Here is an 11,997-nt window from a genome sequence, read left to right as displayed (position 1 = left end):
TAATCAGTGGGTCCCGGGTTCGAATCCCTGAAGGCGCACCACACGGCCCGTTGGTCAAGCGGTTAAGACGGCGGCCTCTCACGCCGCAAACATGGGTTCGATTCCCGTACGGGTCACCAAGTTTTCTCTACAATTTGATATGGTTTTAGTCACTTCGGTGATTAAAATAGTAGGTGCTGATTAGGGCGAGGGTCCACCCGTTCCCATTCCGAACACGGAAGTTAAGCTCGCTTCTGCCGAAAATACTTGTCTGGAGACGGACCGGGAAGATAGGTAGTGCCTACACAAAGCAGGACAGTTAAATAACTGTCCTGCTTTTTTATTATAGTATTTTGCGGTATCTCAAGTCGGTAAGGACAGTGTCAGGCGAGAGGCTGACCTTAATACCATATCCATCCCAAGTGAAATCGTGTTTTTCATAAAACCGCCGGGCTCTGCTGTTTTCCTGGAGCACATAGAGAAAGCATCCGGGATATCCTTCCCGTTTTAGGCGTGCGAGGATCTCCCTCAGGAGCAGAGAGCCATATCCAGAGTGCCAGTGCGCTGGGTGGACATAGAGAGAAATCAGTTCTCCCCACTGGGCCAGACTGGGTAAGCCTTTGGGCTGAAGCTCCGTCCGCACAGGGCCATATACTCCACAGCACAGGGGATGCTCACCATTGTACAAGATGAGCCCTTGAAGTTTTCCAGTACCGCAGTTATCATGAAAGAAGGGCACCCAGCGGTCATCCAGGATCTCACGGTCCAAGTAGTCTTTGGGAATAAGGCCGTGATAGGCTGCCCTCCAGCCCAATGCGTGAAGGAGAGACATATCTTTGTAATGTGTTTCCGTATGGGCTTCTAAAAAACGCAGTTGCGTCATAGCGGCTCCTCCCTTGTATGGTCTTAATTTGTTAACGAATTGATACGTATCCGCTGTCTTCCACAATCTGCTGGCCCTGTTCAGAGAGAATCCAATCCAGGAAGGCATTCAGATTTGGATTACTCTCCCTAGGATCTGGAGCTCCAATTGGAGCGGCAGTGATGGCAAAAAAGGAGTCGGCGATAGGGTAGCTGCCGTCCCGGATAGACTCCTTAGTTGGGGATACGCCATCCAGGGCCAGCAGACGTATTTGATCGTTGGCCGCCATTTCCGAGGCGTAGAAGCGGAAGGAAAAGCCAATAGAGTTTTTATAGTTCCGATAGCTGGCCACCTGCTGGATAATACCGCCCATGCCGCCCACCCGGTCCTCTTTCTCCGGCTCTATCAGGGGAAGACCATCCATCAGGCGGAGGAGGGCTGACTGGCTGCCGCTGTTTTCCAGCCGCTGGAAGGGGCGGATGGGCTGATTCTTCCCGCCTACCTGATTCCAGTTGGTGATCTGGCCGGTGTAAATACCCTGTATCTGCTCAACCGTCAGTCCCTCCACGGGATTCCTGCTGTTGACAAAAAAGACGAAGGCTTCCCGGCCAATGGGGGTCAGGTGGAGCTCTTTTGCGGCCCGCCTGGCCATCTCCAGCTGCTCCTGGGAGGGGGCGGCGGCGAAGATCAGGTCAGTGCGGCCAGTGATGAGCCGCTCGTAGGCGTTCACAGTGCCGCTGCAGGTGACAGAGCCATAGCCTTCCGAGGTATTGTCGTACAGGGGATATTCCCCCTGGGGATAGACCGCTTGCACAAAGCCGGCATAAACCGGATACAGGGCGGTGGCGCCATCCAGGCGCAGAAGGTCCTCCCGGTGAAAGCGCAGGGTGGACTGCTCCTCCAGGCTGACAGCTTTGGTGCCCTCTGAAAAGGGCTCGTACTGCCAGAGAAGCAGGTCACGGTCGTCCACCGTGGGGACGCTGCTCCGCCAAAGGCCGAAGGCGCAGTAAGCGCCGCAGCCGATGGTAACAGCCGCCAGACACAGTGCAACCCCCTTTCTCCACCGCCGGGGAAAGAGAATGGCAAGTACCGCGCCTGCCAGAAGGCTGGGCAGGAGGACCCAGGACGCCCGCTGGACATAGGTGGGAGCCATGAGGGAAATATAGATCAGAAGAATCGCTAAGAGGAATCCGAGAAAAAGGCCGATGAATATAGCTGCGAATACCCGGCAGATCAGTTCCTTCCAGTTGACCTTCATAAGCCGCATCTCCTTTCTGTTCCAAATCAGATATGGGTTAGATAGGAATCGACATCAAACTCCTCTAGGACACTGTCTTTCCGCAGGTACAGGGGATGGTGGGGATGTCCCTTTTTTGAGCGTTTTCCGGCAGACCACCAAGAGGCGTGATAGTCGCGGCCCAGCTGGACCATATCCCGGACGCAGAGAGGCAGATAGTCCCGTTTTTCAATGATCGTCCCCCAGGCCGCCCATACAGAGGGTGAGCCGGACCGGTCCAGGGACAGGGCGTATGCGAAGGCCCTCATATTTTCATGATGGAGGGTGTGATTGCAGGTTTGCTCCATGTGATCCGGGTCTGTGGCCCGCTGGGCATATACGTTAAACATGAGGAAACTGTCATATCCGTTGTGGAGGGCCACACGCTCTACCGATTTCAGGGTGTTGTCCAGGGCATCCGGAGCTGCCGTGGAGGGATTGACACCTACACAGATCAGGGGGCGATCCCCTCTGGTTCCAAGGATGTATCGGTACTCAGAATAAAAATTGGGCACATAGAGCCAGCGGGAGGAGTCATAGTCGGGATTGGGCTCTTGAGCCTCCTCTAAGCCCTGGTCGAAGGAGATGAGCTCCAGCTGGGTGGTCTGGCAGGCAGGTATATGCATGGGGTATCCTCCTTTTTCTCTCTATTTTTATTATAACAGAGAGGCAAATAGAGGACAAGGGAAGAAAAAGTCTCCCAGTCCCTGCAAATATTTTCCTTGACAACGGGATAAAATGTTGCTATGATAGAAATATAAATAGGAATAATTCTTATTAAAAGTAAGGAGGAACTCATATGAACCGCAAAGCATTCAGCCGCATCAACTATGGCCTGTTTATCGTAGGCGCCGAGTTGGACGGCAAGCCTCAGGGCTGTATCGTCAACTCTCTGCACCAGGTCACATCCTCTATGCCCTTCAAGTTTTCCCTGACAGTAAACAAGAGTAACGAGACCTTCAAAGCCATCGAGGCGAAGGGGAGCTTTGCCGCCACGGTACTGGCCAAGGATACCCCAAAGGATCTGATCAATCTGTTTGGCTATAAGTCCGGCCGGGTAGTGAACAAGTTCGATGGCTTCGACGTAGAGCGGGATGGGGCAGGAAATCCCTATGTGAAGGATCACGCTCTAGCCCGGTTTAGCTGTAAGGTAGTGGAGAAGCTGGATCTGGGCACCTATATGCTCTATATCGCTGAAACGACGGAGGCCGAGGTGCTGGGCGAGGGGCCTGCCCTGACCGTGGACGACTTCAAGAACGACGGGGGCTCTACTCCGCCCACCGCCACTGTGGTCCGAACCCTGGAGGGCAACGAGGGCTGGAGATGCACCATCTGCGGCTATGTGGCGGAGAAGGAAACTCTGCCCGACGGCTATCAGTGCCCTATCTGCCGGGCCAACAAAGACAAATTTGTAAAACTGTAAAAGGATAAAAAGGAGCTGTCCCAGGCGGACAGCTCCTTTTATTATTCATTTGTGGTTCGATTCAGTAGAAGAATGGCCAGGAAGATGGCCCCCATGCCCAGCAGTTTATAGAAGGTGACTGACTCATGGAACAGGCAGATCCCCAACAGGGCGGCCACAAAGGGCTCTACAGTGGCAAGGATGGCGGCTTTCCCCGCCTCGGTGTACCGGAGCCCCTCAGTGTACAGCAGGTAGGGCAGGATACAGCACAGCACCCCGATGCCCAACCCGCCCAGAATAGCCCGCCAGTCCGCCAGCGCCTCCAGATGGCGGGGAAGACCAGACAGGGGCAGAGAGGCCAGGGCGGCAAAGAGAAAGGTGTAGAAAGTGACCGTAGAGGAGGCGTATTGCCTAAGGGCCAGCTTGCCAAAAATTGAATACAGAGCGTAACCAAATCCGGCGCCTAATCCATATAGTATCGTCAGATAGGACACAGACTGTTGGCCCAGCGGGAGCAGCCCGGTGACCAGGACACAGCCTGCAAAGGTCAACGCCAGGGCGGCCACCTTGTGGGACGTGATTCTCTCTCGAAAAAAGAGGGCGGACAGAAGGGTGACGAAGACGGGGGAGGTATACAGCAGCACCGCCGCCACGGACATGGAGCTGGTGGAGATGGTGGAGAAGTAGCACCAGTTGAAAAAGACCAGGGAGCAGACACCGGAGCCAAAGAAGTAGTACCAGTGCCGGGGCTGGATTTTCAGCGCTTTACGGTCCGTAGCGGCTAGAAAGAGGCCGTAGAGCAGAGCGGCTACCGCACTGCGGAGAGCCACTCCATCCATAGAGGAGAGACCGGCGGCGGTGAGCAGCTTCAAAAAGACGCCGATACAGCCCCAGAGGGCAGCGGCGGCGATAATGTTCCAGACAGCTTTTTTCTCCATGGGACTTGCCTCGATTCCTATCATTGGCTATACTAGGGACATATTACCAGAACTCCGGGGGAAAAGACAAGATGAAATATCCCAATATCCGCGCCGGTACTTTTCTAGCCCGGCCCAACCGCTTTGTTGCGCAGGTAGAGGTGGAGGGGAACCTCCAGGTCTGCCATGTGAAAAATACCGGCCGGTGCCGGGAGCTGCTAGTCCCTGGATGCCGGGTCTATCTGGTGGACAGTCACAATCCGGTCCGTAAGACCCGCTTTGACCTGGTAGCGGTAGAGAAGGAGGGGCCGGCAGGCCCTCTCCTGATCAATATGGACTCCCAGGCGCCCAACAGAGTATTTGGGGAGTGGGCGGCCGCCGGAGGGCTGGGGTTTGTCCCCACACTGCTTCGACCAGAGATGACATATGGGAATTCTAGAATCGATTATTACTGGGAGTTTTTGAATGGGGGAGAAAAGACCTTCGATTCTACCCGTGGGTTTGTGGAGGTGAAGGGGGTCACCTTAGAGGAGGACCGGATCGCCCGGTTCCCGGACGCCCCCACCCTGCGGGGCGTGAAGCATTTGGAGGCGCTGGTGGCGGCCCGGGAGGCGGGATATGGGGCCGCCGTCTGCTTTGTGGTCCAGATGGAGGGGATGCGCTGGATGGAGCCCAACGATGCCACTCACCCCGACTTTGGGGAGGCTCTGCGCCGGGCGGCCCGGGCGGGGGTGGATGTGATAGCGCTGGAATGTGGAGTGACTCCGGATACCCTTCGGATCCTGCGGCCTATTCCGGTAAAGCTGTAAAAAACAGGCTGTGGAGTGTCCTCTCCACAGCTTTTTGTATGCTCATTTGAAACAATGGGGGACGTGAGGTGAGGGAGGATTCAGATTTCCCGCCGACCCTCCAAGGCCCGCATTAAAGTCGCGTCGTCCGCATACTCCAGATGGCTGCCCACAGGGATGCCATAGGCCAGCCGGGTCACCTTTACCTGGAACGGTTTGAGCAGACGGGATAGATACATAGCGGTGGCCTCTCCTTCTGTGTCGGGGTTGGTGGCCATGATGACCTCAGCTACACCGCCGGCGGCTACCCGCTCCACCAGGGAGCGGATATGCAGGTCGTCAGGGCCCACCCGGTTCATGGGAGATATGACCCCGTGGAGCACATGATAGACGCCACCGTACTCCCGGCTGCGCTCCATGGCCACCACGTCCTTGGGATCGGCTACCACGCAAACGGTGGACCGGTCCCGCTTCTGGCTGGCACAGATGGCGCAGGGGCCCTCCCCCTCGGTGAGATTCTGGCATACGGGGCAGCAGTGGATCACCTTTTTGGCCTCCAGGATGGCCTGGGCGAAGGCGGACGCCTCCTCTTCAGGCAGGGACAGGACATGGAAGGCCAGCCGCTGGGCCGACTTTAGACCAATGCCGGGCAGCTTGGCGAAGTGTTCTACCAGATTTTCAAGGGCGGGGGGAAAATACTGCATGACGGAGACCTCCAGGAGAGATAGGGAGCGGGATTAAATTTCTTTTTCAAAGGTGATGACCAGCCGGTAAGCCATAGCGGTTTCCCAGAAGGTGACGGCCTTGACAGTCCAGCTCTCCCGAGCCATTTCATTCATCTGGGCTTCAGCGTCCTCTGGGGTCTTAGCGGTACGGACAGCGTAGGATTTCATAAAAGGGCTCCTCTCATACCCGCAGGGCGGCGATGGCGGCGGGGATATCCTCCTTGCCGTAGACGGCGGAGCCGGCTACCAGTACGTTGGCGCCCGCCTCCACTACCAGAGGAGCGGTCTTGGGGGCAATGCCGCCGTCCACCTCTAACTCACAGGTGGGATGATACTTCTCGATGATGGCCCGGACCTGGCGGATGGTCTCCAACTGGGACTCCATAAAGGACTGGCCGCCGAAGCCGGGCTCCACAGTCATGACCAGCACCATATCCAACTCTTCAATATAGGGCAGGATGGCGTTGGCAGAGGTGATGGGCCGCAGGGCCACCGCCTTTTTTACCCCACATTCGCCCATGACCTTCAGGGCCTGGGCGATTTGGGTGGGGTGGTCGGCCTCCAAATGGACGGACAACAGGTCGGCTCCGGCCTTGGCGAAGTCCTCGATGTACCGCACCGGCTTGTCGATCATCAGATGGACGTCCAAAAACATGTCTGTACACTGGCGGATGGACTTTACTACCGGGATGCCAATGGTAAGGTTGGGGACAAAGCAGCCGTCCATCACATCCACATGGAGATAGTCCGCGGACGACACTTTTTTGATGTCCCGCTCCAGATTGACAAAATCGGCGGACAGAATAGAGGGAGCGATCTTTACCATGGTTGATGACCTCACTTTCAAACTTCGACGGAGAGACGGGATAGGAGCGGCTGGCGCGATGGGGCAGTTTGTGGCCCGGGCGCATAGGATACAGGGCGGAGAAGGGAGGCCTATGGCTCTCCCGGGTGCCCCGGGGGAGGCGGATCGCTCCAGGCCGATCCCACGGCCAAAACCGTCCGGTTCAGCCCGCTGGCCCGCCGCTTTTCAGATAGCCGCCCGCCGGAGGCCCGCCTCCGGCGGGCGGCAGAGAAGACTCAGGTATAGAAGTCGCCGGTATCCACCTCAGACACCTGATAGCCGGCCTGCCGCAGAGCATCCAGGATCTGGGCCTTGTGGTCGTGCCCGAAGGCCTCCAGGGTGACACGCAGCTCCACACCGGACTGGCGGTTGATGTTGACGAACTGGTTGTGCTCCAGCTTAATGATATTGCCGTTGTTTTGGGACAGTACACCGGCCACCCGCATCAGCTCGCCGGGGCGGTCGGGAAGCTGGACGGCAAAGGTGAAGATACGGCCCCGGCAGATGAGCCCGTGCTGGACTAGAGAGGCCATGGTGATGACATCCATGTTGCCCCCGGACAGGACGGACACTACATTTTTCTCCTTGCAGTCCAGGTGGCGCAGAGCGGCGACGGTGAGCAGCCCCGCGTTCTCCACCACCATCTTGTGCCGCTCCATCACATCCAAAAAGGCCTCCACCAGCTCGCCGTCGTCGATGGTGAGGATGCGGTCCACATTTTGCTGGATATAGGGGAACACCTTGTCCCCCGGAGTTTTGACGGCCACGCCGTCCGCAATGGTGGTAGCGGAGGGGAGGGTGACGATGTGACCAGCCTCCAGACTGGCCTTCATGGAGGCGGCCCCAGTGGGCTCAACCCCCACGACCTCAACCTGGGGGTTGAGCAGCTTGGCTAGCGTGGCCACGCCGGCGGCCAGCCCTCCGCCGCCGATGGGGACCAGGATCACGTCCACGTCGGGCAGGTCCTGGAAGATCTCATAGGCGATGGTGCCCTGACCAGTGGCCAGTGTCAGATCGTTGAAGGGATGGACATAGGTTAATCCCTGCTCCTCTGCCATCCGGGCGGCCAGCTCGGCTGCGTCGTCAAATACCTCGCCATGGAGGATGACCTGGGCGCCGTAGTCCTTGGTGTTGTTTACCTTTACCAGAGGAGTAGTGGTGGGCATGACGATAGTGGCGGCCACGCCGGCCGCCTGGGCGGCGTAGGCCACGCCCTGAGCATGGTTGCCGGCGGAGGCGGTGACAAGACCACGGGCCTTCTCCTCATCCGTCAGAGTGCTGATCTTAAAATAGGCCCCCCGAAGCTTGTAGGCCCCGGTGACCTGCATATTTTCCGGCTTGAGATAGACGTAGTTGCCGCAGGTTTTGGACAAGTAGGGGGAGTAAATCAGAGGGGTGGGCCGAAGAACACCCTGGAGTGTGCTCCGGGCGTTTTTAAACTGTTCCAGGGTAAGCATAGGAGGTTCTCCTTTTTATCAAATCAATTCTTTAAAATCATACTCAATCTTGGGGGAGAAGTCAATGAGATAGGGCAAAAAAGGAGGGCGATTTTGGGAGAAAGTGCCCTTCGCCTTGACACTGCTCCACTCCCGGTTGTACAATAAGACTATCTATATCCGAGTTTTGCTGCCCCGCCGGGGCGATGGAGGAAATTATGGCCAAGCATATCAAACCCTCGGTACTGCCCATTTATCTGGTGGGCGTGGTCTGGCTGGGCTATGCCCTGCTGTTTCCGCTGAAGTCGGCGGCTTCCTATGGGATCTGCGCGGTCCTCTCTCTGGTCGCCTTTATCGCTGGGAAGGCCGTCTTTCCCGACAAGGCTTTTGAGCTGGCCGGTGAGAAAGAGGACAGGCCCAAGGAGGAGCCTAAAAAGGAGAAGACCACCGGCGACCCGGCTATTGACGCGCTCATCCGGGAGAGGGACAGGGCGCTGTCAGAGATGCGCCGCCTTAACGACGCCATTGTGGACGAAAAGATATCCGCTCAGATCGACCATTTGGAGGATGTCACCGGAAAGATCATCGACCAGGTGGTGTCGCAGCCCAAAAAACTGTCCCAGATCCGCCGATTTATGGACTACTACCTGCCCACGACACTGAAGATCCTGAACGCTTATGATCGGATGGACTCCACCGGCATCGCTGGGGACAATATCAGCACCACCAAAGCCAAGGTGGAGCGCATGATGGACACCATTACCCAGGCCTTTGACAAGCAGCTGGACGCCCTGTTCGGTGAGGAGGCCCTGGACATCTCCACCGATATCACTGTGATGGAGAACCTGCTGGCCCAGGAGGGGCTGGGGGGAATGACTATGGGGGGCTCATCCAAGGAGGACGGTCCCAAGCTGGAGCTGTGAGGAGGAGAATATGAGTGCGGATACCAAGCAGTCCAGGATGAACCGGGCCCTGATTTGGACCTTTCTGTGGGTTTTGTGGCTGGGGGGCGGGCTGCAGAACCGGATGCTGGTCCCCGGCGCCCCCTACTTCTGGCTCAATCTGATCATCACACTGGCTGGGGTGGTTTTCGTCGGGTTTCACTGGTACCGTTATTTCACCTTCAAGGAGGACAAAACGGGCGGCAAATGAAAGGAGAGCAGCATGGCCAATTACCGCGAATTTATAAGCAAGCGCGAATGTCTGGTTAACGCTGTACTCTGGTCTGTGATCCCGGCCTTGCAGATCGGGCTTCTGCTGTTTTTTCCTGATAGACTCAGCGGAAACATGTTCTGGTGGTATGTAGTCCTGCTTCTGCTCCAGAGCTTGAGTTGCGCTGTCCATTGGCGGCGCTGGCTGGCCTATGATAAGAGCCCCAAGAACGATTGAGGTATGACTACTTTCATTTTAGGAGGAACCCAATATGAGTGACGAACTGAACCTGACCCCCAAGCTGACCCTTGACCCAAGCGGGGCGGCCGCTGCCCAGACGCCCGCCGCCCCGGAACTGACCCTGGACCCTGTCCCCGCCCCCGGTACTGCCGCTCAACAGGAGGAGCAGGCGGCCCTCCAGGCTCAACGGGACGCCAACGCCGTCAAGCTGGATGAGTCCATGCTCACCGAGGCGGAGCGGAAGATGGTGGATGAGTTCTCCCAGAAGATCGACGTCACCGATTCCAACCTGGTCCTCCAGTACGGGGCCGCGGCCCAGAAGAACATCGCCGCCTTTTCCGAGAGCGCCCTGAACAATGTAAAGACCAAGGACCTGGGCGAGGTGGGCGAGGCGCTGTCCTCCCTGGTGGTTGAGCTTAAGACCTTTGGCGAGCCGGAGAAAAAGGGCATTGCCGGATTCTTCCAGAAGCGGAAGAATGAGCTGGAGGCCATGAAGGCCAGCTACTCCAAGGCGGAGACCAACGTGAACAAGATCGTCAAGGTGCTGGAGAATCACCAGGTGGTCCTGATGAAGGACATCGCCATGTTTGACCAGATGTATGAGCTGAACACCAAATATTACAAAGAGCTGACCATGTATATCATTGCCGGCAAGAAGCGGCTGGAGTATCTTCGGACCCACGACCTGGCCGATTTGAAGAAAAAGGCGGAGGAGAGCGGCGCCCAGGAGGATGCCCAGGCCTACAACGACCTGGCTAACCTGTGTTCCCGCTTTGAAAAGAAGCTCCATGACCTGGAGCTGACACGGATGATCTCCATACAGATGGGACCCCAGACTAGACTGCTCCAGAACAACGACACGTTGATGCTAGAGAAGATCCAGTCCTCTCTGGTCAATACCATCCCCCTGTGGAAGAGCCAGATGGTGCTGGCTCTGGGCTTGGAACACGGGCGACAGGCCACGGCTGCCCAGACAGCTGTCACCGACATGACCAATCAACTGCTCCAGAAAAACGCCGATCTGCTGAAGATGGGCACCATCGAAACCGCCAAGGAGGCGGAGCGGTCTGTGGTTTCCATCGAAACACTGCAGCATACCAACCAGCAGCTTATCTCTACCTTGGATGAGGTGATGAGGATTCAGACCGAGGGCAGCCAGAAGCGGAAAGAGGCGGAGGCGGAGCTGGGCAGGATCGAAGGGGAGCTAAAGCAGAAGCTTCTTGAGCTAAGGGGCTAAGAGGTCCTGACGGCACAAAGAGCGGAGGCGCCGAAGGATTGCGCAGTTTCTGTGGGGCGGATCTCGAATGCGCCCCTACATAAATGACAAGGGGTTCCTATATGAAATTTTTTCAAAAGACCTGGGTAGCCTGGTTGTGCACAGCCGCAATGATTGGGGCGGCGGTGGTCATCGGCCTGAACAAGGAGAGCGCTGCAGTCCCGGAGCCGGGAGAGGTGGGGCTGGATACCAGCCTGTCCACCGCCCAGTTTGCGGATTATATCTGGGACCAGGCCGGCGTGCTCTCCGATAGCCAGGAGCGGGACATCTGCCTGTATAATGCCAACTGGGTCCAGCGATATGACAGCCTCATCGCGCTGGCGGTGGTGGACGGGGTGTCCGGCGATATTGGCGATTACGCCTATTCCTTGGGGGAGGAAATCGAGCTGGCCAGCAGCGACGGCATCCTGGTCATCGATGTGAAAAATACCAATGGCTATTTGGCCGTGGGGCCGGACTATCCCATGACAGACCAGCAGGTCACCAACTATATGGACCAGTCCCTCTATGAGTATGTGGCGGCGGGAGAGTACGGAGAAGGGGTGCTCAACCTCTTTGCCGATGTCAACCAATTTTATGTGGACAACTACGGCCTGGGCTATCTGGACAACGCCAATCACTATGGCGGCACCCAGAGGACCGGGGGGCTGGTAATGATGCTGGTCATTCTTCTGGCCATCGCGCTGGTGGCGGCCACCTTGATTGACAGCGCGCGCTATACCGCTTATCGTCAGCGATATTACGGAGTGATCAATCCGCCCTATGTGTTCCGGCCTATTCTGTTCTGGCACGGCCCCTCTTACGGCTGGTACCGCCGGCGGTGGCGTCAGCCGCCCCCTCCTCCTCCGCCAAGGGGGCCTAGAGGGCCCGGCGGTGGAGGCTTCAGCGGCTTTTCGGGTCCGGGCGGCGGCTCCAGAGGGAGCGGTTTTTCCAGTGGACCGAGAGGCGGCGGCTTCTCCGGTGGTTCCCGCGGCGGCGGCTTCTCCTCCGGCTCTTTCCGTGGAGGTGGCTTCGGTGGCTCCCGGGGCGGAGGATTTTCTGGTGGCCGCGGTGGAGGCTTTGGCGGAGGCCGAGGCGGCGGGTTCGGCCGTCGATAGAAA

15 protein-coding genes, 1 tRNA gene and 1 rRNA gene are annotated in these 11,997 nt (G+C 57.5%); 9 read left to right on the top strand and 8 right to left on the bottom strand.

All coding sequences use genetic code 11. The features are described 5' to 3' along the window. Positions 1-44 precede the first annotated feature (44 nt). Positions 45-119: transfer RNA gene (locus tag ACEVJK_RS08710), tRNA-Glu, on the top strand. A gap of 50 nt (positions 120-169) precedes the next feature. Then, positions 170-285: ribosomal RNA gene (gene rrf, locus ACEVJK_RS08705) — 5S ribosomal RNA — on the top strand. Positions 286-322: 37 nt separating this feature from the next. On the opposite strand, the gene ACEVJK_RS08700 is transcribed toward rrf, so the two are convergent. From ACEVJK_RS08700 to ACEVJK_RS08690, 3 genes are read right to left on the bottom strand one after another with little or no spacing between them, the layout of a single operon-like run. Continuing rightward, positions 323-862, bottom strand: a complete 540-nt coding sequence (locus ACEVJK_RS08700; RefSeq protein ID WP_186851766.1) for an N-acetyltransferase — start codon at positions 860-862, stop codon at positions 323-325. A 31-nt stretch (positions 863-893) separates the two neighbouring features. Continuing rightward, positions 894-2,099, bottom strand: coding sequence for a substrate-binding domain-containing protein (locus ACEVJK_RS08695; protein WP_374740385.1), 1,206 nt, complete (start codon positions 2,097-2,099; stop codon positions 894-896). Positions 2,100-2,125: 26 nt separating this feature from the next. After that, a complete protein-coding gene (locus ACEVJK_RS08690) occupies positions 2,126-2,743 on the bottom strand; it encodes a DUF1643 domain-containing protein (RefSeq protein ID WP_374740384.1) in 618 nt (205 codons plus the stop codon). A 173-nt stretch (positions 2,744-2,916) separates the two neighbouring features. Here ACEVJK_RS08690 and ACEVJK_RS08685 point away from each other — a divergent pair, with 173 nt between their 5' ends. Beyond that, positions 2,917-3,540 carry a flavin reductase gene (locus ACEVJK_RS08685; RefSeq protein ID WP_374740383.1) on the top strand — a complete coding sequence of 208 codons (624 nt, stop codon included), beginning with the start codon at positions 2,917-2,919 and terminating at the stop codon, positions 3,538-3,540. 41 nt (positions 3,541-3,581) lie between these two features. Here ACEVJK_RS08685 and ACEVJK_RS08680 read toward each other — a convergent pair whose 3' ends face one another. Then, positions 3,582-4,457 carry a DMT family transporter gene (locus ACEVJK_RS08680; RefSeq protein ID WP_374740382.1) on the bottom strand — a complete coding sequence of 292 codons (876 nt, stop codon included), beginning with the start codon at positions 4,455-4,457 and terminating at the stop codon, positions 3,582-3,584. Positions 4,458-4,528: 71 nt separating this feature from the next. Here ACEVJK_RS08680 and sfsA point away from each other — a divergent pair, with 71 nt between their 5' ends. Beyond that, on the top strand, positions 4,529-5,245 hold the full coding sequence (gene sfsA / locus ACEVJK_RS08675; RefSeq protein ID WP_374740381.1) for a DNA/RNA nuclease SfsA: 717 nt from the start codon (positions 4,529-4,531) through the stop codon (positions 5,243-5,245). A gap of 80 nt (positions 5,246-5,325) precedes the next feature. Here sfsA and recR read toward each other — a convergent pair whose 3' ends face one another. The 4 genes from recR to ilvA form a co-directional block, all read right to left on the bottom strand. Then, a complete protein-coding gene (recR, locus tag ACEVJK_RS08670) occupies positions 5,326-5,928 on the bottom strand; it encodes a recombination mediator RecR (RefSeq protein WP_147573054.1) in 603 nt (200 codons plus the stop codon). 33 nt (positions 5,929-5,961) lie between these two features. Next, the gene (locus tag ACEVJK_RS08665) at positions 5,962-6,117 is read right to left on the bottom strand and encodes a hypothetical protein (RefSeq protein WP_186851771.1); all 156 of its coding nucleotides are present in this window, start codon (positions 6,115-6,117) and stop codon (positions 5,962-5,964) included. A gap of 13 nt (positions 6,118-6,130) precedes the next feature. Next, positions 6,131-6,775: a ribulose-phosphate 3-epimerase gene (gene rpe, locus ACEVJK_RS08660; RefSeq protein ID WP_186851772.1), complete on the bottom strand. Its 645-nt coding sequence runs from the start codon at positions 6,773-6,775 to the stop codon at positions 6,131-6,133. A gap of 254 nt (positions 6,776-7,029) precedes the next feature. Next, a complete protein-coding gene (gene ilvA / locus ACEVJK_RS08655; RefSeq protein WP_147573057.1) occupies positions 7,030-8,250 on the bottom strand; it encodes a threonine ammonia-lyase in 1,221 nt (406 codons plus the stop codon). A 197-nt stretch (positions 8,251-8,447) separates the two neighbouring features. On the opposite strand from ilvA, the gene ACEVJK_RS08650 reads away from it, so the two are divergent. The 5 genes from ACEVJK_RS08650 (at position 8,448) to ACEVJK_RS08630 (ending at position 11,994) form a co-directional block, all read left to right on the top strand. Beyond that, on the top strand, positions 8,448-9,152 hold the full coding sequence (locus tag ACEVJK_RS08650) for a 5-bromo-4-chloroindolyl phosphate hydrolysis family protein (protein ID WP_262669115.1): 705 nt from the start codon (positions 8,448-8,450) through the stop codon (positions 9,150-9,152). A gap of 10 nt (positions 9,153-9,162) precedes the next feature. After that, entirely contained in the window at positions 9,163-9,381 is a 219-nt protein-coding gene (locus ACEVJK_RS08645) for a hypothetical protein (protein ID WP_147573060.1), read from the top strand. Positions 9,382-9,393: 12 nt separating this feature from the next. Then, the gene (locus ACEVJK_RS08640; protein WP_374740380.1) at positions 9,394-9,618 is read left to right on the top strand and encodes a hypothetical protein; all 225 of its coding nucleotides are present in this window, start codon (positions 9,394-9,396) and stop codon (positions 9,616-9,618) included. A gap of 34 nt (positions 9,619-9,652) precedes the next feature. Continuing rightward, positions 9,653-10,858 carry a toxic anion resistance protein gene (locus tag ACEVJK_RS08635; protein WP_374740379.1) on the top strand — a complete coding sequence of 402 codons (1,206 nt, stop codon included), beginning with the start codon at positions 9,653-9,655 and terminating at the stop codon, positions 10,856-10,858. Positions 10,859-10,959: 101 nt separating this feature from the next. Then, complete coding sequence (locus ACEVJK_RS08630; protein WP_240288536.1) at positions 10,960-11,994, top strand: TPM domain-containing protein; 1,035 nt, start codon at positions 10,960-10,962, stop codon at positions 11,992-11,994. The last annotated feature ends 3 nt before the right edge of the window (positions 11,995-11,997 follow it).

This window comes from Flintibacter sp. P01028 (assembly GCF_041925235.1).
In the GTDB taxonomy this organism is placed as follows: Bacteria; Bacillota; Clostridia; order Oscillospirales; family Oscillospiraceae; genus Lawsonibacter; species Lawsonibacter aceti.
Note: the sequence above shows the minus strand (reverse complement) of the source record. Positions and strands in the feature narration are given on the sequence as shown.